The sequence below is a fragment of the Pseudomonas sp. R38(2017) genome (genome assembly GCF_002112395.1).
GTDB lineage: Bacteria > Pseudomonadota > Gammaproteobacteria > Pseudomonadales > Pseudomonadaceae > Aquipseudomonas.
The window spans coordinates 203,631-222,821 of the sequence record NZ_NEHN01000003.1 but is presented as its reverse complement, the minus strand read 5'-3'; the positions used below and the strand labels follow the sequence as shown (position 1 = coordinate 222,821).

General features: G+C 59.9%; 22 protein-coding genes. 11 read left to right on the top strand and 11 right to left on the bottom strand.

Annotated features, from left to right (window positions below; genetic code table 11):
- Positions 1-93 precede the first annotated feature (93 nt).
- Complete coding sequence (locus CAF87_RS07805) at positions 94-852, bottom strand: Nif3-like dinuclear metal center hexameric protein (protein ID WP_085729628.1); 759 nt, start codon at positions 850-852, stop codon at positions 94-96.
- A 103-nt stretch (positions 853-955) separates the two neighbouring features.
- Between CAF87_RS07805 and algW the strand changes: the two genes are divergently transcribed.
- From algW to CAF87_RS07790, 3 genes are all read left to right on the top strand, one after another.
- Positions 956-2,113: a Do family serine endopeptidase AlgW gene (gene algW / locus CAF87_RS07800; protein ID WP_085729627.1), complete on the top strand. Its 1,158-nt coding sequence runs from the start codon at positions 956-958 to the stop codon at positions 2,111-2,113.
- 87 nt (positions 2,114-2,200) lie between these two features.
- On the top strand, positions 2,201-4,306 hold the full coding sequence (locus tag CAF87_RS07795) for a TonB-dependent siderophore receptor (RefSeq protein WP_085729626.1): 2,106 nt from the start codon (positions 2,201-2,203) through the stop codon (positions 4,304-4,306).
- A 12-nt stretch (positions 4,307-4,318) separates the two neighbouring features.
- The gene (locus CAF87_RS07790) at positions 4,319-5,038 is read left to right on the top strand and encodes a DUF4198 domain-containing protein (protein WP_085729625.1); all 720 of its coding nucleotides are present in this window, start codon (positions 4,319-4,321) and stop codon (positions 5,036-5,038) included.
- A 48-nt stretch (positions 5,039-5,086) separates the two neighbouring features.
- Here CAF87_RS07790 and hisC read toward each other — a convergent pair whose 3' ends face one another.
- The 10 genes from hisC to CAF87_RS07740 form a co-directional block, all read right to left on the bottom strand.
- Positions 5,087-6,139 carry a histidinol-phosphate transaminase gene (gene hisC / locus CAF87_RS07785; protein ID WP_085729624.1) on the bottom strand — a complete coding sequence of 351 codons (1,053 nt, stop codon included), beginning with the start codon at positions 6,137-6,139 and terminating at the stop codon, positions 5,087-5,089.
- Positions 6,140-6,141: 2 nt separating this feature from the next.
- The gene (gene hisD, locus CAF87_RS07780) at positions 6,142-7,467 is read right to left on the bottom strand and encodes a histidinol dehydrogenase (protein WP_085729623.1); all 1,326 of its coding nucleotides are present in this window, start codon (positions 7,465-7,467) and stop codon (positions 6,142-6,144) included.
- A 125-nt stretch (positions 7,468-7,592) separates the two neighbouring features.
- Positions 7,593-8,228, bottom strand: a complete 636-nt coding sequence (gene hisG, locus CAF87_RS07775; protein ID WP_007953554.1) for an ATP phosphoribosyltransferase — start codon at positions 8,226-8,228, stop codon at positions 7,593-7,595.
- 127 nt (positions 8,229-8,355) lie between these two features.
- The gene (gene murA, locus CAF87_RS07770; RefSeq protein ID WP_085729622.1) at positions 8,356-9,621 is read right to left on the bottom strand and encodes a UDP-N-acetylglucosamine 1-carboxyvinyltransferase; all 1,266 of its coding nucleotides are present in this window, start codon (positions 9,619-9,621) and stop codon (positions 8,356-8,358) included.
- 22 nt (positions 9,622-9,643) lie between these two features.
- Positions 9,644-9,883, bottom strand: coding sequence for a BolA family protein (locus CAF87_RS07765; protein ID WP_007953556.1), 240 nt, complete (start codon positions 9,881-9,883; stop codon positions 9,644-9,646).
- 115 nt (positions 9,884-9,998) lie between these two features.
- Positions 9,999-10,304: a lipid asymmetry maintenance protein MlaB gene (locus tag CAF87_RS07760; RefSeq protein WP_085711775.1), complete on the bottom strand. Its 306-nt coding sequence runs from the start codon at positions 10,302-10,304 to the stop codon at positions 9,999-10,001.
- Positions 10,301-10,951, bottom strand: coding sequence for a phospholipid-binding protein MlaC (locus CAF87_RS07755; RefSeq protein ID WP_085729621.1), 651 nt, complete (start codon positions 10,949-10,951; stop codon positions 10,301-10,303). Before CAF87_RS07755 ends, CAF87_RS07760 begins: the two co-directional genes overlap by 4 nt.
- Positions 10,952-10,962: 11 nt before the next feature.
- On the bottom strand, positions 10,963-11,430 hold the full coding sequence (mlaD, locus tag CAF87_RS07750) for an outer membrane lipid asymmetry maintenance protein MlaD (RefSeq protein WP_085711777.1): 468 nt from the start codon (positions 11,428-11,430) through the stop codon (positions 10,963-10,965).
- Complete coding sequence (gene mlaE / locus CAF87_RS07745) at positions 11,430-12,227, bottom strand: lipid asymmetry maintenance ABC transporter permease subunit MlaE (protein ID WP_085729620.1); 798 nt, start codon at positions 12,225-12,227, stop codon at positions 11,430-11,432. Before mlaE ends, mlaD begins: the two co-directional genes overlap by 1 nt.
- On the bottom strand, positions 12,227-13,039 hold the full coding sequence (locus CAF87_RS07740; protein WP_085729619.1) for an ATP-binding cassette domain-containing protein: 813 nt from the start codon (positions 13,037-13,039) through the stop codon (positions 12,227-12,229). Before CAF87_RS07740 ends, mlaE begins: the two co-directional genes overlap by 1 nt.
- Positions 13,040-13,314: 275 nt before the next feature.
- On the opposite strand from CAF87_RS07740, the gene CAF87_RS07735 reads away from it, so the two are divergent.
- From CAF87_RS07735 to ptsN, 8 genes are all read left to right on the top strand, one after another.
- Positions 13,315-14,289: a KpsF/GutQ family sugar-phosphate isomerase gene (locus CAF87_RS07735; protein WP_085729618.1), complete on the top strand. Its 975-nt coding sequence runs from the start codon at positions 13,315-13,317 to the stop codon at positions 14,287-14,289.
- Positions 14,290-14,814, top strand: a complete 525-nt coding sequence (locus tag CAF87_RS07730; RefSeq protein ID WP_085729617.1) for an HAD family hydrolase — start codon at positions 14,290-14,292, stop codon at positions 14,812-14,814. It begins immediately after the preceding gene.
- Positions 14,815-14,822: 8 nt separating this feature from the next.
- The gene (lptC, locus tag CAF87_RS07725) at positions 14,823-15,395 is read left to right on the top strand and encodes an LPS export ABC transporter periplasmic protein LptC (RefSeq protein ID WP_085729616.1); all 573 of its coding nucleotides are present in this window, start codon (positions 14,823-14,825) and stop codon (positions 15,393-15,395) included.
- Positions 15,382-15,927: a lipopolysaccharide transport periplasmic protein LptA gene (gene lptA, locus CAF87_RS07720; protein WP_085729615.1), complete on the top strand. Its 546-nt coding sequence runs from the start codon at positions 15,382-15,384 to the stop codon at positions 15,925-15,927. Before lptC ends, lptA begins: the two co-directional genes overlap by 14 nt.
- Positions 15,927-16,652 (top strand): LPS export ABC transporter ATP-binding protein, encoded by a 726-nt coding sequence (gene lptB, locus CAF87_RS07715; protein ID WP_007953572.1) that lies wholly within the window; start codon positions 15,927-15,929, stop codon positions 16,650-16,652. Before lptA ends, lptB begins: the two co-directional genes overlap by 1 nt.
- A 186-nt stretch (positions 16,653-16,838) precedes the next feature.
- Positions 16,839-18,332 (top strand): RNA polymerase factor sigma-54, encoded by a 1,494-nt coding sequence (locus CAF87_RS07710; protein WP_085729614.1) that lies wholly within the window; start codon positions 16,839-16,841, stop codon positions 18,330-18,332.
- Between the two features lie 73 nt (positions 18,333-18,405).
- The gene (gene hpf, locus CAF87_RS07705) at positions 18,406-18,714 is read left to right on the top strand and encodes a ribosome hibernation-promoting factor, HPF/YfiA family (RefSeq protein ID WP_007953578.1); all 309 of its coding nucleotides are present in this window, start codon (positions 18,406-18,408) and stop codon (positions 18,712-18,714) included.
- Between the two features lie 11 nt (positions 18,715-18,725).
- Positions 18,726-19,190 carry a PTS IIA-like nitrogen regulatory protein PtsN gene (gene ptsN, locus CAF87_RS07700; protein ID WP_085711784.1) on the top strand — a complete coding sequence of 155 codons (465 nt, stop codon included), beginning with the start codon at positions 18,726-18,728 and terminating at the stop codon, positions 19,188-19,190.
- Position 19,191 lies beyond the last annotated feature (1 nt).

The window sequence follows — 19,191 nt, the reverse complement described above, 5'->3', positions numbered from 1 at the left end:
TCCTAGCACAGCGCCCCCTTCTAATCAGGACGCCAACTAGATCGAAAGGGCATATGAATATGCCCGCTCGTTCGGGTGTTTTTCAGGGGAAAGTCAGATCGGATTCGGGCAGTCGATGAAGATGTGCTCAAGGGCAAACCGCTTCGCCAGATAGTCGCCCAGCGCCTGCACGCCGTAGCGTTCGGTGGCGTGGTGGCCGGCAGCAATAAAGCTGATGTCGTTTTCCCGGGCGCTGTGGAACGTCTGCTCGGAGGCTTCACCGCTGAGGAACAGATCGACGCCGGCAGCGATGGCATTGTCGATGTAGCCCTGACCACCGCCGGTGCACCAGCCGACGCGACGAATCATTGCGCTGCCTTCGATCAGCAGCGGCTCGCGGCCCATGCGTTCCTGCACACGACGGGCGAAATCGCGGGCGGTCACCGGCTCGTCCAGCGAACCGACCAGGCCAACGATCTTCAGGTTGTCAGGATCCAGCGGCCCTTCAACAGTAATGTCGAGCTGCCGGGCCAATTGCACGTTGTTGCCGACGTCCAGGTGCAAATCCAGCGGCAGGTGATAGGCCAGCAGACTGATGTCGTGTTTGAGCAGGGTCTTCAAACGACGCTGCTTCATGCCGGTGATGCACGGGTTCTCGCCCTTCCAGAAATAACCGTGATGCACCAGCACCAGATCGGCTTCGGCCTCGACGGCAGCATCGAGCAGCGCCTGACTGGCGGTGACGCCGCTGACGATGCGCATCACCTGCGGACGGCCCTCGACCTGCAGGCCGTTGGGGCAATAATCGGCAATTTTCGCACTACCGAGATAACGGTCGGCTTCTTCGACCAGGGTACTGAGGGCAACGGCCATGAAAGACTCCTGAAAATCCCGTTCAGAGGCACGCGCGGCCTCGTATAATGCGCGACATTATGGGCGGTCTGACCCCGCCTGCAACCTTTCCAGGACGTGCTTAATGCTCAAGGCGCTGCGTTTTTTCGGCTGGCCGCTGTTGGCCGGTGTGCTTATCGCTCTGTTGATTATTCAGCGTTACCCGCAGTGGGTCGGGCTTCCGAGCCTCGACGTCAACCTGCATCAGGCTCCGCAGACCACCAGCGTGCAACAGGGGCCGGTGTCCTACGCCGACGCGGTGGTCATTGCCGCGCCGTCGGTGGTCAACCTCTACACCACCAAAGTCATCAACAAACCGGCGCATCCGCTGTTCGAGGATCCGCAGTTCCGCCGCTTCTTCGGTGATAACTCACCGAAGCAGAAACGCATGGAGTCGAGTCTCGGCTCCGGCGTGATCATGAGCCCGGAAGGCTACATTCTGACCAACAACCACGTTACCACCGGCGCCGACCAGATTGTCGTGGCGCTCAAGGACGGTCGTGAAACCCTGGCCAGGGTGATCGGCAGCGACCCGGAAACCGACCTCGCGGTCCTGAAGATCGATCTGAAAAATCTGCCGGCGATCACCGTCGGTCGCTCCGACAATATCCGCATCGGCGACGTGGCCCTCGCCATCGGCAACCCGTTCGGGGTCGGCCAGACCGTGACCATGGGCATCATCAGTGCCACCGGCCGTAACCAGCTGGGCCTGAACAACTACGAAGACTTCATCCAGACCGACGCGGCGATCAACCCGGGCAACTCCGGCGGCGCGTTGGTGGACGCCAACGGCAACCTCACCGGCATCAACACGGCGATCTTCTCCAAGTCCGGCGGCTCGCAAGGGATCGGTTTTGCGATTCCAGTGAAACTGGCGATGGAAGTGATGAAATCGATCATCGAGCACGGCCAGGTAATTCGTGGCTGGCTGGGGATCGAGGTGCAACCGCTGACGCAGGAACTGGCCGAGTCGTTTGGCCTGTCCGGGCGTCCGGGGATTGTAGTGGCGGGGATTTTCCGCGACGGTCCGGCACAGAAGGCCGGCCTGCAACTGGGTGACGTGATTCTGAGCATCGACGGCGAACCGGCCGGCGATGGCCGCAAGTCGATGAACCAGGTGGCGCGGATCAAGCCGACCGACAAGGTCACGATTCAGGTGATGCGCAATGGCAAGGAGTTGAAGCTGACCGCTGAAATCGGCCTGCGTCCGCCGCCAGCGCCGGTACAGGAAAAGGAAGAGTAAGACTTTGTTCGCGTCATTGGCGCGAATAACAGAAATTCTCAACAGGCATGTTATATTGTTTCAATTAGCACATTGGAACAACATAACATGTCGTCTCGAAAAAAGGCCTCTCTCCTCGGCCTGACCCTTGGCCTGCTTGGCGATCCCGTGTTTGCCGATGAACCGCAAACGCTCGAACTCGACGCCATCAGCGTCACCTCCGATTACGAATCCCCTACTGGCCCGGTCAATGGCTACCGCGCCACGCGCTCGTCCAGCGCCACCAAAACCGACACCGCAATCCGCGATATTCCGCAGGCCATCAGCGTGGTGCCCGCCAGCGTACTCAAGGATCTGGGCAGCACCAGCGTCGAACGCGCGCTGGATTTCGCCGGTGGCGTTTCAAAGCAAAACAACTTCGGCGGCCTGACGCTTTACGAATACAGCGTGCGCGGCTTCACCACCTCCGAGTTTTACCAGGACGGCTTCAGCGCCAACCGTGGTTACCCGAGCACACCGGACGCCGCCAACATCGAGCGCATCGAAGTGCTGAAAGGACCGGCCGCCAGCCTTTACGGCCGAGGCGATCCGGGTGGCACGGTCAACATCGTCACCAAGAAACCGCAGCCCGAGGCCTTCACCACCCTGCAAACCAGTGCCGGCAGTTGGGATCGTTATCGCACCGCGCTGGACGTCAACACGCCGCTGGATGATCAGGGTGATGTGCTGTCGCGAATCAACCTCGCGGTCGAGGACAACAACAGCTTTCGCGATCACGTCGACAGCAAACGGGTCTTCGTCGCCCCCTCTTTCAGTTGGCGGTTGAACCCGGACACCAGCCTGCTGGTGGAGAGCGAATTCGTGCGTCATAGCTCGACCTTCGACCGCGGCATCGTTGCGCCAAACAATAAATGGAGCGGCGTCTCGCGCTCGACATTCCTGGGTGAGCCGAACGACGGCAACATCGACAACCACAACAACAGACTGCAAGCCACGCTTGAGCACCACCTCAGCGATGCCTGGAAACTGCGCCTGGCCAGCCATTACAAGGAAGGCAAACTGTGGGGATTCGCCTCCGAAAACCGTCCTTTGAATGCCAATGGCCACACAGTCAACCGCCGCTATCGCGAACGCGATACCAACTGGCACGACAGCATCACCCAGCTGGAACTGCGCGGCCTGTTCGACCTCGGCACCTGGCAGCACGAACTGCTGATCGGCAGCGAGTATGAGAACTTCCGCAAGAACGAGCGCGTCACCACCATCGCCGGCGGGCCTTACGCCATCGATATCTATAAACCGGTGTACGGCCAGCCCAAACCCAACGGCGCACGCTCCGGCACAGACTTCTTCGAACACGTCGAAAGCCATGCGCTGAACCTGCAGGATCAAATCGTCTTCAGCGAAAAACTGCGCGGGATGATCGGTGCGCGCTTCGAGCATTTCGACCAAGACATCGATGACCACAGCCGCAACACCACCAGCCGCCAGACCCACGATGCGCTCACCCAACGTGCCGGCCTGCTCTATCAACTGACACCGGACACCGGCCTGTTCGCCAACGCCTCGACCTCATTCAAACCGAACAACGGCCTCGATGCGGCTGGCAAATCCTTCGATCCGGAGGAAGGTGTGGGTTACGAAATCGGCATCAAGAACGAGCTGTTCGACGAACGGTTAAGCAGCACCCTCGCCTTCTTCCATATCGACAAGGAAAACGTCCTCGCCCTCGACCCGGGCACCGACACCAGCCGCGCCATGGGCAAGGCCCGCAGCCGGGGTTTCGATCTGCAAGTCACCGGGCAAGTCACCGACGCCGTCAGGGTGATCGGCGCCTTCGCCTGGATCGACGCCGAAGTCACCAAGGGTGATGCCGCGATTCCTGCCGGTAGCCGCATCCTCGGGGTGGCCAAACGCAGCGGCAGCCTGCTGGGTGTTTACGAGTTTCAGGACGGCCGCTTGCGCGGCTCGGATATCGGCGCGGCGTTCACCTACGTCGGTGACCGCTCGGGTGAGTCCGGCAGCGATTTCGAGCTGCCGGCCTATCACACCGTCGACCTGCTGGCCCATTACAAGGCCAGCGACACCGTCACTCTCGGACTGAATCTGAACAATCTGTTCGACGAAAAGTATTACGAGCGCTCGTACAGCGACTACTGGGTCAACCCCGGCGAGCCGCGCAATTTCACGGTCAGCCTGACACTCAACCTGTAAAAGGACGTCACAATGCATTACGGCAAATCCCTGCTGCTCATCGCCGCGCTGTTCGCCACTCACGCCTCGGCCCATGGTTTGTGGACCGAACAACGACGCGGCAATATCGAAGTCGTCTACGGCCACGGTGCCGAGGACAATGCGTTCAAACCGCAGAAAGTCAGCGGGGCGTGGGCCTTTGACGCGAGCGGCAAGATGATTCCCGTCAGTGTGCAGCGCCTGGCAGATCACGCCCGCCTGCAACCGTTGAAACCGCCGGCGGTGATGGCCGTGGCCCTGAACAACGGCATGTGGTCGCAAACCGCCGACAAGAAATGGGCCAACGAGGGGCGTAGCAAAGTCCCGGGAGCCATCGAGTCGACCGAGACCCTCAAGTACAGCCTGGCGATTTATCAGCCCGGAGCGAAGTTGCCCAAACTGGATCAGATCAAATTGCTGATTTTGCCGGAGGTCGATCCGCTGACCGTCGGGCCGGGGAAATCATTGCCGGTGCGGGTGTTGCTGGATGGCAAACCGGCCGCGGGCGTGAAGTTGATCGGTGACTACCGCAGCGCGCCGAATACCTTGAGCACTGAAACCGACAAGGACGGCCGCGCTCAGGTGCTGGTGCGTAATGAGGGATTGAATGTGATTGCGGCGCAGGTGGAAGTGCCGGTGAAGGACAGTGCAGAGGTGAGCAGCAGAGGGTTGTTCAGTTCGTTGACGTTCCTTGGCGAGCCGCATCACGAATAAACCAGCGCTGATCCCTGCGGGACTGAACCCACAGGGATCAGCGTCGTTTCAGAGTTCGCCCAGACCGTCGATCAACGCCTGATTCTGTTCCGGCGTGCCGATCGAGATCCGCAGGAACTGGGCAATCCGCTCCTGCTTGAAGTGGCGCACGATCACGCCCTGCTCACGCAGTTTGGCCGCCAGCCCCGCCGCATCGTGTTGCGGATGCCGGGCGAAGATGAAGTTGGCCGCTGACGGCAGCACTTCAAAACCTTTGGCCTGCAACTGCGCAACCACCCACTCGCGACTCTCGATGACCAGTGCGCAGGTCTTGTCGAAGTACTCGCGATCCTCGAACGCTGCCGCCGCGCCGACGTTCGCCATGCGATCGATCGGGTAGGAGTTGAAGCTGTTCTTGATCCGCTCCAGCGCCTCGATCAGGTCCGAATGGCCAACCGCCAGACCAACCCGCAGGCCCGCCAGCGAACGGGACTTCGACAAGGTCTGGGTCACGAGCAGGTTTGGATAACGGTCCACCAGACTGATCGCGGTCTCGCCGCCGAAGTCGATGTAGGCCTCATCGACCACCACCACTGAATCCGGGCTGGCCTTGAGGATTTGTTCGACGGCTTCCAGTGCCAGCAGGCAACCGGTCGGCGCGTTCGGGTTGGGGAAGATGATCCCGCCGTTCGGTTTGGCGTAGTCGGCCGGGTTGATCTGGAACTGCGCATCCAGCGGCACCGCGTCGAATGTGATGCCGTAGAGACCGCAGTAGACCGGATAGAAGCTGTAGCTGATGTCCGGGAACAGGATCGGCTGATCGTGTTGCAACAGGCCGTGAAAGATGTGCGCCAGCACTTCATCCGAACCGTTGCCGAGGAACACCTGGTTGCTCTGCACTCCGTAGTATTCGGCGACAGCGTTTTTCAGCCGATCGCTGTTCGGATCCGGATACAGACGCAGGTTGTCGTTGAGTTCGGTCTGCATCGCCGCCAGGGCTTTTGGCGACGGGCCATACGGGTTTTCGTTGGTGTTGAGTTTGACCAGCCGGGTCAATTTCGGCTGCTCACCCGGTACATAAGGCACTAGATCCTTGACGAACGGGCTCCAGAATTTACTCATGTTCAGTTCCCCTTCACTTCGTCTTTGATGCGGTATTCAGCGCTGCGAGCGTGAGCGCTCAGCGATTCACCACGGGCCAGGATCGATGCAGTCTTGCCCAGTTCCGAAGCACCTGCCTCGGAGCAGAAGATGATCGACGAGCGTTTCTGGAAGTCGTACACGCCCAGCGGCGAGGAGAAACGCGCAGTGCCGGAGGTCGGCAGCACGTGGTTCGGACCGGCGCAGTAGTCGCCCAGCGCTTCGGAGGTGTGTCGCCCCATGAAGATCGCGCCGGCGTGGCGGATCTGCGGCAGCCAGGCCTGCGGGTCGGCGACCGACAGTTCAAGGTGTTCCGGGGCAATGCGGTTGGCAACTTCGATGGCCTGGGCCATGTCGCGCACCTGGATCAGGGCGCCACGGCCATTGATCGAGGTTTCGATGATGGTCGCGCGATCCATGGTCGGCAGCAGTTTATCGATGCTCGCGGCGACCTTGTTGAGGAACTCGGCGTCCGGGCTGACCAGAATCGCCTGGGCGTCTTCGTCGTGCTCGGCCTGGGAGAACAGATCCATGGCGATCCAGTCCGGATCGGTCTGGCCATCGCACACCACGAGAATTTCCGACGGGCCGGCGATCATGTCGATGCCGACCTGACCAAACACGTGACGCTTGGCAGTGGCGACGTAGATGTTGCCCGGGCCGACGACCTTGTCCACCTGCGGCACGCTTTCGGTGCCATAGGCCAATGCGGCAACGGCTTGCGCGCCACCGATCGTGAACACCCGGTCGACGCCGGCGATGCACGCCGCCGCCAGCACCAGCTCGTTGACTTCACCGCGCGGGGTCGGCACCACCATGACCACTTCGGTCACGCCGGCGACCTTGGCCGGAATCGCGTTCATCAACACCGACGACGGGTACGACGCCTTGCCGCCCGGCACATACAGACCAGCACGATCCAGTGGCGTGACTTTCTGGCCCAGCACCGTGCCGTCGGCTTCGGTGTAGCTCCAGGAGTCCTGCTTCTGTTTTTCGTGATAGCTGCGAACGCGAGCGGCAGCTTTTTCCAGCGCTTCGCGTTGCGCCACGGTGATACGGGTCAGGGCCAGTTCCAGACGCTCGCGCGGCAGGATCAGGTCTGCCATGGAGGCGACTTCGAGGCCATCGAATTTCTGCGTGAACTCGACCAGCGCCGCGTCACCCCGCTCGCGCACAGCCTTGATGATGTCCAGCACCCGCTGATTGACCGAGTCGTCAGACACACTTTCCCAGCTCAGCAGATGATCCAGATGTTGCGCGAAATCCGGGTCAGCAGCGTTGAGTCGGCGAATTGCAGTCGGTGCGGTCATAGCGAGAGCCTCATAGGAATGGCAAAAAACTCAGGCGCCCGAAATTACCATTCGATCCGCTTGGGCACCTGAGATTCTGGCTATGAGGCGGATAGACGGGCGCGACTTAACGTCGCGCAGGTACATCAGCCGCGGTGTCGAGACTCCACTGCCTTGCGCAGGGTGTCGATCAACGCCTGGATTCGGGCGTGTTGCATTTTCATCGAAGCTTTATTGACCACCAGACGCGAGCTGATCGTGGCGATCAGTTCCTGGGGTTCCAGGCCGTTGGCGCGCAGGGTGTTGCCGGTGTCGACCACGTCGATGATCTTGTCGGCCAGGCCGATCAGCGGTGCCAGCTCCATCGAGCCATAAAGCTTGATGATGTCGACCTGACGGCCCTGCTCGGCGTAGTAGCGCTTGGCAACGTTGACGAACTTGGTGGCAACGCGCAGACGGCCCTTTGGCTCGACCGCGCCGACCTTGCCGGCGGTCATCAGTTTGCACTGGGCAATCTGCAGATCCAGCGGCTCGTACAGGCCTTGTCCTGTGTATTCCATCAGCACGTCTTTACCGGCAACGCCGAGGTCGGCCGCGCCATGCTCGACATAGGTCGGCACATCGGTGGCGCGCACGATCAACAGGCGTACGTCTTCCTGGGTCGTGGGGATGATCAGCTTGCGGCTCTTGTCCGGATTCTCGGTCGGCACGATGCCCGCTTCGGCGAGAAGCGGCAGGGTGTCGTCAAGGATGCGGCCCTTGGACAGTGCGATGGTCAACATGGGAAACGTCAGTCCTTATCAAGGTACTCATGTCCGGTCGCAATCGGCGCCGGACATACATCGAGGGCGTCACCCCCCCCGATCAAAACGAATTCAACGGACACGTCCCTGTGTCCAGATGCAGCGACTAGCCCGGAACGCGACGGATCTTGGCGCCCAGCATCTGCAGTTTTTCCTCGATGCATTCGTAACCACGGTCGATGTGGTAGATGCGGTCGATCAGGGTATCGCCCTCGGCCATCAGCGCCGAGATCACCAGGCTGGCCGAAGCCCGCAGGTCGGTTGCCATCACTGGCGCGCCTTTCAGGATTTCAGTACCGGTCACGATGGCCGTGTTGCCTTCGACCTGAATCTTGGCGCCCATGCGGTGCAGTTCGTACACGTGCATGAAGCGGTTTTCGAAGATCGTCTCGATCACGGCACCGGTGCCTTCGGCAATGGCGTTGAGCGAGATGAACTGCGCCTGCATGTCGGTCGGGAACGCCGGGTACGGCGCGGTGCGCACGTTGACCGCTTTCGGGCGCTTGCCATGCATGTTCAGTTCGATCCAGTCTTCACCGGTGGTGACTTCTGCACCGGCTTCGCGAAGCTTTTCCAGAACGGCTTCGAGAATGGTCGGATCAGTGTCCTTGACCTTCACGCGGCCACCGGTAACCGCGGCGGCCACCAGGTAAGTACCGGTTTCAATGCGGTCAGGCATCACTTTGTAGAAGGCCGAACCCAGGCGCTCGACACCATCGATGGTGATGGTGTCGGTGCCAGCGCCAGAGACCTTGGCACCCATGGCGTTCAGGAAGTTCGCCAGGTCGACCACTTCAGGTTCGCGGGCGGCGTTCTGCAACACGCTACGGCCCTTGGCCAGAGCAGCGGCCATCATGATGTTCTCGGTACCGGTCACGCTGACGGTATCGAAGAAGAAGTGTGCACCGCGCAGGCCGCCTTCAGGGGCCTTGGCCTTGATGTAGCCGCCTTCGACGTCGATGATCGCACCCATGGCTTCCAGGCCACGGATGTGCAGATCGACCGGACGCGAACCGATCGCGCAACCGCCAGGCAGAGCCACTTCGGCTTCACCGAAACGGGCCACCATCGGGCCCAGCACCAGGATCGATGCACGCATGGTTTTCACCAGTTCGTACGGAGCGATCAGGGTCTTGATGGTGCGCGGATCGATTTCGACGCTGAGCTTCTCGTCGATCACAGGCTCGATGCCCATGCGACCGAACAGCTCGATCATGGTGGTGATGTCGTGCAGGTGCGGCAGGTTGCCAACGGTGACCGGCCCATCGCACAGCAGGGTGGCGGCCAGGATCGGCAGGGCGGAGTTCTTCGCCCCGGAGATGCGGATCTCGCCATCAAGACGAGCGCCACCAGTAATAATCAATTTATCCATAACAATCTCGACGCCCTAGGGCTCAGGTGCGCTCGGCCCAGGCCGCGCTGCTGAAAAATTTCATAGTGACCGCGTGGATGCTGCCATCGGCGATCCATGGGTTCAAATGGGCATAGATGCTTTGCTGACGCTTGACCGGGCTCAACGCCGCCAGTTCATCGCTAATCACGTTCAGCTGAAAGTTGCAGCCTTCGCCTTCAACTTCCACCTGCGTTCCTGGCAGCTTTCCTTCAAGGAAGCTCTTCACTTCTACGGCCTGCATGCTCAACCTCAATCGGCGCCCTGTGCGCACGGGTCGGACATCATACAAAAAAGCCCCGCGCCTGCGAACCCCGCTGCGCAGGACTCTGACGGGGGGCTTCTTTATAGATGCGGGTTCAGGGTTGCGCCAACAGCTCGGTCAGTTCGCTGACCTGAGCGATTTCACGCATGTCTTCCGGCATCCCGCGGATACTGACCGCCTTGCCGGCGGCTTTCGCATCGCGAATGAAACACAGCAGCAACGACAGGCCGACGCTGCTGGACTTTTCCACCGCCGAACAATCGATCACCAATGCCGGGGCATTGCACGATTTGATCAGCGCCCGGCCCTGCTCGCGAAGGCCAGGACCGGTGCGGTAATCCAGCACACCGGTGAGCTGAAGCTGACTGGCTTCGTCCAGACGAATGGCCGACTCGGTCATTGGGCAGGCTTCTCTTGTTTCTCGGCGGTCTGCTTGGCCTTGGCCACTTCGCCGGCCCAGCCATTGATGGTCTTGTCCAGGTCGTTGCCATTGCGCTGCATCGCGTCGGCGAACTGGTCACGGAACAGCTTGCCGATGTTGATGCCATTGATGATCACGTTGCGCAGCTTCCACTCGCCGCTGATCTTCTCCAGCGTGTACTGAACCGGATAAATCGCGCCGTTGTTGCCCTTGACGGTCATGCCGACGCTGGTGCGGTCGCCCGACTCATCTTTCGGCGCATCGACGGTGATGCCCTGGTTGTTGTATTCCAGCAAGGCGTTGCCATAGAACTGGAACAGGCCACGCTTGAAGTTTTCCTGGAAGGTCTGCATCTGCGCCGGGGTGGCCTTGCGCGAGTACTTGACCGTCATGATGCTTTTGGAAATGCCTTCGGCGTCCACTACCGGACCCACAATGGTATTCAGCGCGGTGTAGAAGTCCTGCGGGTCCTGCTTGTACTTCTCTTTATTCGCCGCCAGATCGGCGAGCATCCGGTTGGTGGTGTCCTGAACCAGATCGTGCGCCGACTGCCCGGGCGCAGCGTTCGCCAGCAGCGGCAGTGTCGCGAGCAACATCAACAGGCCACGTCGCAAGGTAGAGATCATTCAAAAGCTCCTCATTTGGCGTCTTTGCTAACGGTATTGAGCAGGAATTTACCGATCAGGTCTTCCAGCACCAGAGACGACTGGGTGTCGTGAATGGTTCCACCATCCTTGAGCCGGGTTTCTTCCCCGCCCACGCTGATGCCGATGTACTTCTCGCCCAACAGGCCAGCGGTCAGGATAGACGCTGTGGAGTCGGTCGGCAGGTTGTCGACCTTTTTATCCACCAGCAGGGTCACCCGGCCGGTAAAACTGTCGCGGTCCAGATCGATCGCCGTGACCTTGCCGATGGTCACACCGGCCATGGTCACTTTGGCTCTGACCGTCAAACCGGCGATATTGTCAAAGTAGGCATAAAGCTTGTAGGTATCGGTGGTCGAAGTCGGAGACAGGCCACTGACCCGCAGGGCAAGCAGCAACAAAGCCAGGATCCCTGCCAGCAGGAACAGGCCGACACCGATTTCCAGGGTGCGGTTTTGCATCAGAAATCTCCAAACATCAAAGCGGTCAGAATAAAGTCCAGGCCGAGCACTGCCAGCGAGGCAAACACTACGGTCTTGGTGGTGGCACGACTGATCCCCTCGGAAGTGGGCTCACAGTCATAGCCTTGGAATACGGCGATCCAGGTCACGACAAAGGCGAAAACGATACTTTTGATCACGCCGTTGAGCACGTCGCTGGAGAAGTTCACGCTGTTCTGCATGTTCGCCCAATAGGAGCCTTCATAGACGCCCAGCCAGTCGACCGCGACCCAGGAACCGCCCCAGATGCCGACCACGCTGAAAATCATCGCCAGCACCGGCAGGGAAATGAAACCGGCCCACAGGCGCGGGGCAATGATGTACTTGAGCGGGTCCACACCGATCATTTCCAGGCTGGACAACTGCTCGGTGGATTTCATGTTGCCGATTTCCGCCGTCAGCGCCGAACCGGCACGACCGGCGAACAGCAGCGCCGTCACCACCGGGCCCAGCTCACGCAGCAAGGTCAAGGCAACCATCTGCCCCACCGCCTGCTCCGAGCCATAGCTCGACAGGATGTTGAACCCCTGCAGCGCCAGCACCATGCCGATGAAAATCCCGGAAACCACAATGATCACCAGCGACATCACGCCGACCGAGTGCAGTTGCTTGACCAGCAGGCCAAAACCGCCACCGATGCTGCCACGACCGAGCAAGGCATGAAACAGGAACAGGGTCGAACGCCCGAATACCGCGACGGTGTCGATCCCCGCCTGGCCAAACCGACGCACGCGCTCCATTAGTGTAATTCTGCGCATCAGCGGCGTTTCCCCAGAAGATCTGCGCGGTAATCCGTCGCTGGAAAATGATATGGCACCGGACCGTCGGGTTCACCGGTCATGAATTGACGGATTCGCGGCTCGTCCGAGTTCATCAGCTCATCCGGCGTGCCCTGCCCCAACACCTGACCATCGCCCACCACATAGATGTAATCGGCAATGCTCGCGGTTTCGGCGAGATCGTGGGAAACCACGATACTGGTGATTCCCAACGCATCGTTGAGCAGACGGATCAGACGCACCAGAACGCCCATGGCGATCGGGTCCTGGCCGACGAACGGCTCGTCGTACATGAGAATCTGCGGATCAAGCGCAATCGCCCGGGCCAGAGCCACGCGGCGTTTCATGCCGCCGGACAGTTCATCGGGCATCAGCTCGATGGCGCCCCGCAGACCGACCGCCTGCAATTTGAGCAGCACGATGTCGCGGATCATCTCTTCCGGCAACTGGGTATGAACGCGCAGGGGAAAGGCGACGTTCTCGAACACATCGAGATCGGTGAACAGCGCGCCGCTCTGAAACAGCACGCCCATGTGCTTGCGGGCATCGAACAGATCGCTGCGCGACAGCTTCGGCAGGTTCTGGCCGTTGACCCAGACCTCGCCCTGCGATGGCCGCAACTGGGCACCCATCAGGCGCAGCAGCGTGGTCTTGCCACACCCGGAAGGCCCCATGATGCCGGTGACCTTGCCGCGCGGGATGCGGATATCGACGTTATTGAAAATGCTCCGCGCACCGCGCTTGAAGGAGACTCCCTTCAGCTCGACCGCGTAGGCGTTATCGGCACTCATCTAAACTCCTTGCGATGCAGCCTCTCACTCGGACGCCTGGCTTTCTGGAGAAAGCCCTTACATCCCGGGCAGGCCGAACTGGCGGCGAACTATATCACTGCAAAGGGCAAGCGCCCAAGGCCTCTCCCCGGCCACGTTCAGCGATATGACAGGCCCGAGGCTTCTATAAAAGGGTTTTAGTAACCGGGAATGACAAAGCACGACGAACTTGCGTGAGGCTTTTCAACATAACCGCTATAATCGCCGCCTTTTCATCGGGCTATACGATTTCTGACATGAGCCAAACCAGCGACCTGATTCAATCGGCACAACGCACCATCCGCCTCGAAGTGGAAGCCGTACAAGGCTTGTTGCCCCATATCGACGCCGATTTCGTACGCGCTTGCGAGATGATTCTGGCCAGCAAGGGCCGTGTAGTGGTGGTCGGCATGGGCAAGTCCGGACACATCGGCAACAAGATTGCTGCGACCCTGGCCAGCACCGGCACCCCGGCGTTTTTTGTACACCCGGCCGAAGCCAGTCATGGCGACATGGGCATGATCACCCGTGACGACGTGATCCTGGCCCTGTCGAATTCCGGTTCCACCAACGAAATCGTCACGTTGCTGCCACTGATCAAACGCCTGGGCATCCAGTTGATCAGCGTGACCGGCAACCCGCAATCCCCACTGGCAAAGGCGGCGGAGGTCAATCTCAACGTTCACGTCGAGCACGAAGCCTGCCCGCTGAACCTGGCGCCGACGTCCTCGACCACCGCCGCACTGGTCATGGGCGACGCCCTGGCCGTGGCGCTGCTGGAAGCCCGCGGTTTCACCGCCGAAGATTTCGCCTTTTCCCACCCGGGTGGCGCACTGGGCCGACGCCTGCTGCTGAAGGTGGAAAACGTCATGCACGCCGGCCAGGAGCTGCCGCAGGTACAACGCGGCACCCTGCTTAAGGACGCACTGATGGAAATGACCCGCAAGGGTCTGGGCATGACCGTCATTCTCGAGGCCGACGGCAAACTCGCCGGGATTTTCACCGACGGCGACTTGCGCCGCACGCTGGATCGCAGCATTGATATACGCAGCGCCACCATCGACCAGGTGATGACTGTGCATGGCAAGACCGCCCGCGCCGAAATGCTCGCCGCCGAGGCCCTGAAAATCATGGAAGACCATCGAATCAACGCGCTTGTCGTCGTGGATGAGGACGATCGCCCTATCGGCGCCTTCAACCTCTCCGACCTGCTGCGCGCAGGAGTGATGTAAATGAGCACCGATCTGCTGCAACGCGGCAAAGCCATCAAACTGGCAGTTTTCGACGTCGACGGCGTCCTCACGGACGGGCGCCTGTACTTTCTTGAAGACGGCAGCGAGTTCAAGACTTTCAATACGCTCGACGGCCAGGGCATCAAGATGCTGATGAACGCCGGCGTACAAACGGCCATCATCAGCGGTCGCAAGACCCCGGTGGTCGAGCGCCGGGCGAAAAACCTGGGCATCCCGCACCTGTTTCAGGGCCGTGAAGACAAACTCGTCGTCCTCGACGGCCTTCTCGAGCAACTGGGCCTAAGCTATGAACAGGTCGCCTATCTCGGCGACGACCTGCCCGACCTGCCGGTGATTCGCCGGGTGGGGCTGGGAATGGCGGTGGCCAACGCTGCCTCCTTCGTGCGCGAGCATGCCCATGGTGTTACCCAGGCCCGTGGTGGTGAAGGTGCCGCCCGTGAATTCTGCGAACTGATCCTGCGCGCCCAGGGCAGCCTCGATGCCGCCAACAACGCGTACCTGTGAGTCAAACCATGTTTAGCAAAAAGTTTCGCAACATACTGCTGTTCGGCTGCATCGCGGCGATTTTCGGCGCGGTCGGCTACTGGAACATCAGCCCGGAACGCTTCCTCGACAAGCCTCCTGTCTCGACAGAAGAGAGCCCGATCGACTGGTACGCGACCAATACCCACACCTTGCAATACCTGGAAGACGGCAAGGTGCAGTACGAAATGACTTCCGACAAGGCCGAGCACGTCAAGGCGACCGACATTACACTGGTCACCAAGCCCGACCTGAACATGTATCGCGGCACCGACTTTCCGTGGCACGTGACCAGCGAGCGCGGTGAAGTGAACTCCGGCGGTACCGAGGTCGAGCTGATCGACTCGGTTCGCGTCAAGCGCACCGATGAAAAGAACCGTGACACCCTGATTACCAGCACACGCATGACCGTGTTTCCGCAGCAGCAATATGCGCAGACCGAGCAACCCGTTAGAATCGACGGCGCTGGCGGTGTATCGACTGGCGTGGGAATGAAAGCGTATTTGAAGGAAAGCAGGATACACCTGCTATCGAACGTAAGAGGACAGTATGAGGCTCGTTAAAACCCTCCCTATTTTGCTCAGTCTGGGCGCAGCACTGGGAAGCGTGAGCGCCTGGGCTCTGCCGAACGATAGTCAGCAACCGATCCGCATCCAGGCTGACGATGCTCAGCTCGATGACAAGAATGGTATCGCGACCTATAAGGGCGATGTAATCATCACCCAAGGCTCGATGATCGTAAAAGGCAACACCGTGACCATGACCCGTGCACCCAACGGCGATATCGACGTCGTGACTTCGGTGGGCAACCTGGCCTACTTCGAGCAGTTGCAGACCCAGGGCGACGCCAAGCCGGTCCAGGGCTACGGCGTGACCATTCAGTACCACGCGCAGCAAAACCGCGTAGTACTGATCGACAAGGCCAAGGTCATCGACAAGGACAATAACGTCACCCAAGGCGAGAAAATCGTCTATGACACGGTGAAAAAGCTGGCCAGCGCGGGTCGTGCCACCGGCAACAAAGTCACCGAAGCGCGTCCGCGCATTGACATGGTGATCCAGCCGAAGAAGAAAACCGACGAGAAAACCCAGTAATGGCAACCCTGAAAGCTCAGCACCTTGCCAAGGCCTATAAAAGCCGCCAGGTCGTGCGCGATGTCAGCCTGTCGATCGACAGCGGTCAGATCGTCGGCCTGCTCGGCCCCAACGGCGCCGGCAAGACCACCTGCTTCTACATGATCGTCGGCCTGGTGCAGGCCGATCAGGGTCGCGTGCTGATCGACGACCTGGACGTCAGCCACCAGCCGATGCACGGCCGCGCCAAGGCCGGTATCGGCTATCTGCCACAGGAAGCGTCGATCTTTCGCAAACTGTCGGTAGCCGACAACATCATGGCCATCCTCGAGACCCGTCAGGAGCTCGACAAGGCCGGCCGTCGCAAGGAGCTGGAAAGCCTGCTGCAGGAATTCCACATCAGCCACATCCGCGACAACCTCGGCATGAGCCTGTCCGGTGGTGAGCGTCGCCGGGTGGAAATTGCCCGTGCACTGGCCACCGCACCGAAATTCATCCTGCTCGACGAACCGTTCGCCGGTGTCGACCCGATCTCCGTGGGCGACATCAAGCAGATCATTCACCACCTCAAGGCCAAGGGCATCGGTGTGTTGATCACCGACCACAACGTCCGCGAGACGCTGGATATCTGCGAAACGGCCTACATCGTCAATGACGGCCAACTGATCGCCGAAGGCGACTCCGCGACCATCCTCGCCAACGATCTGGTGAAGGAAGTGTATCTGGGTCACGAGTTCCGTCTGTAAACGCGACAGCATTCGACCGACCGTCCGGGTGCTGTAACGTTGAAGCGCACTTTTATACGCTTTTATTGTTACAGCGCTCTAGGCAAACACGACAGTTTCAGGCATATAATTTGCTTAAGTTTGGCGCTTCGGCGCCCTGTAGTGGATGGCGCATAGCGCCGGCGAATAAGGTGTTAAGCCCCTGCCATGAAACCATCGCTAGTCTTGAGAATGGGCCAGCAGCTGACGATGACACCGCAGCTGCAACAGGCCATCCGCCTGCTCCAATTGTCGACCCTGGACCTGCAACAGGAAATCCAGGAGGCTCTGGAATCCAATCCGATGCTCGAACGCCAGGAAGACGGCGACGACTTCGACAACTCCGATCCCATGGCCGACAACGCCGAACAGAAGCCCAACACCGAGATTCAGGAGCCTTCCTATCAGGAGACCGCCCCAACGGTCGACAATCTTGAAGAAGGCGAATGGAACGAGCGAATCCCCAACGAACTGCCTGTCGACACCGCCTGGGAAGACGTCTACCAGACCAGCGCCAGCAGCCTGCCAAGCAGCGATGACGACGAGTGGGACTTCACCACCCGCACCTCTGCTGGCGAGAGCCTGCAAAGCCACTTGCTGTGGCAGTTGAACCTGGTACCGATGTCCGACACCGATCGCCTGATCGCCGTGACCCTGATCGATTGCATCAACAATCAGGGTTACCTCGACGAAACCCTTGAAGAAATCCTCGACGCCTTCGACCCGGAGCTCGACATAGAGCTGGACGAGATCGAAGCCGTCCTGCACCGCATCCAGCAATTCGAACCTGCCGGGATTGGTGCACGCAACCTGGGCGAATGCCTGCTGCTGCAATTGCGCCAGCTGTCGGCCAAGACCCCTTGGCTGGCCGAGGCCAAACGCCTGGTCACCGATTACATCGACCTGCTCGGCAGCCGCGACTACAGCCAGTTGATGCGGCGCATGAAGCTCAAGGAAGATGAACTGCGCCAGGTCATCGAACTGGTACAGAGCCTCAATCCGCGCCCTGGTTCGCAGATCGAATCCACCGAAGCCGAATACGTGGTGCCTGACGTGATCGTGCGCAAGGATAACGAGCGCTGGCTGGTCGAGCTGAACCAGGAATCGGTGCCGCGCCTGCGGGTCAACGCCCAGTACGCCGGTTTCGTACGCCGCGCCGACACCAGCGCCGACAACACGTTCATGCGCAATCAGTTGCAGGAAGCCCGCTGGTTCATCAAGAGCCTGCAAAGCCGCAACGAAACCCTGATGAAAGTAGCGACCCAGATCGTCGAGCATCAGCGCGGTTTTCTTGAATACGGCGACGAAGCCATGAAGCCACTCGTGCTGCATGACATCGCTGAAGCGGTGGGCATGCACGAGTCGACAATTTCCCGGGTAACCACACAAAAATTCATGCATACCCCACGGGGCATATATGAACTGAAATACTTTTTCTCCAGCCACGTCAGCACCTCCGAAGGCGGCGAATGCTCGTCCACGGCAATCCGCGCGATCATCAAGAAACTGGTTGCTGCGGAAAATCAGAAAAAGCCGTTGAGTGACAGCAAGATCGCTGGTTTACTGGAAGCACAAGGCATTCAGGTGGCTCGCCGCACCGTCGCCAAGTACCGCGAATCCCTCGGGATCGCGCCTTCGAGCGAACGCAAGCGGTTGATGTAAGCCACGTTACAGCGTTCCAGTGGCAGGCTCTTCGGCCTGCCGCTTTATGCACTGGCAACGAAGGAGAAGCTGTATGCAAGTCAACATCAGTGGACACCAACTGGAAGTTACCCAACCTCTCCGTGAGTACGTTGAGCAAAAGCTCAAGAGGCTTGAGGGGCATTTCGACAAGATCACCAACGTGCAAGTCACGATGTGCGTCGAGAAGCTGAAGCAGAAAATCGAAGCCACGCTGCATATTCCCGGCAACGAGGTCGTCGCAAACGCGGAACATACCGATATGTACGCAGCGATCGACGCGCTGACCGACAAGCTTGATAAACAACTCAAAAAGCATAAGGAAAAGACCCAGAGCCTGCTTCAGGGCGCTACCGGTCGATAACCCCCACCCCCATGATCCGACTTGAAAGCATCCTGACCCCCGGCCGTTCCCTGGTGAACGTGCCGGGCGGCAGTAAAAAGAAAGCCCTCGAACAAATTGCCAACCTGATCGCCCGGGAAAAGCCGGATCTGGAGATGCAAGATGTCTTCGAGGCGCTGATTGCCCGTGAAAAACTCGGTTCGACCGGTTTTGGCAACGGCATCGCCATTCCCCATTGCCGCCTCAAGGGCTGTGAGTCGCCCATCAGCGCCTTGATGCACCTTGAAGCACCTATCGATTTCGATGCCATCGATGGCGCACCGGTCGACCTGCTGTTCGTGCTGCTGGTCCCGGAAGCTGCCACCGATGCACACCTGGAACTGCTGCGCCAGATCGCCAGCATGCTCGATCGCAAGGAAGTACGCGAAAAGCTGCGTCGCGCCACCACCAACGAAGCCTTGTATCAGGTTGTCCTGGACGAGCAAAACGGGCACTAAA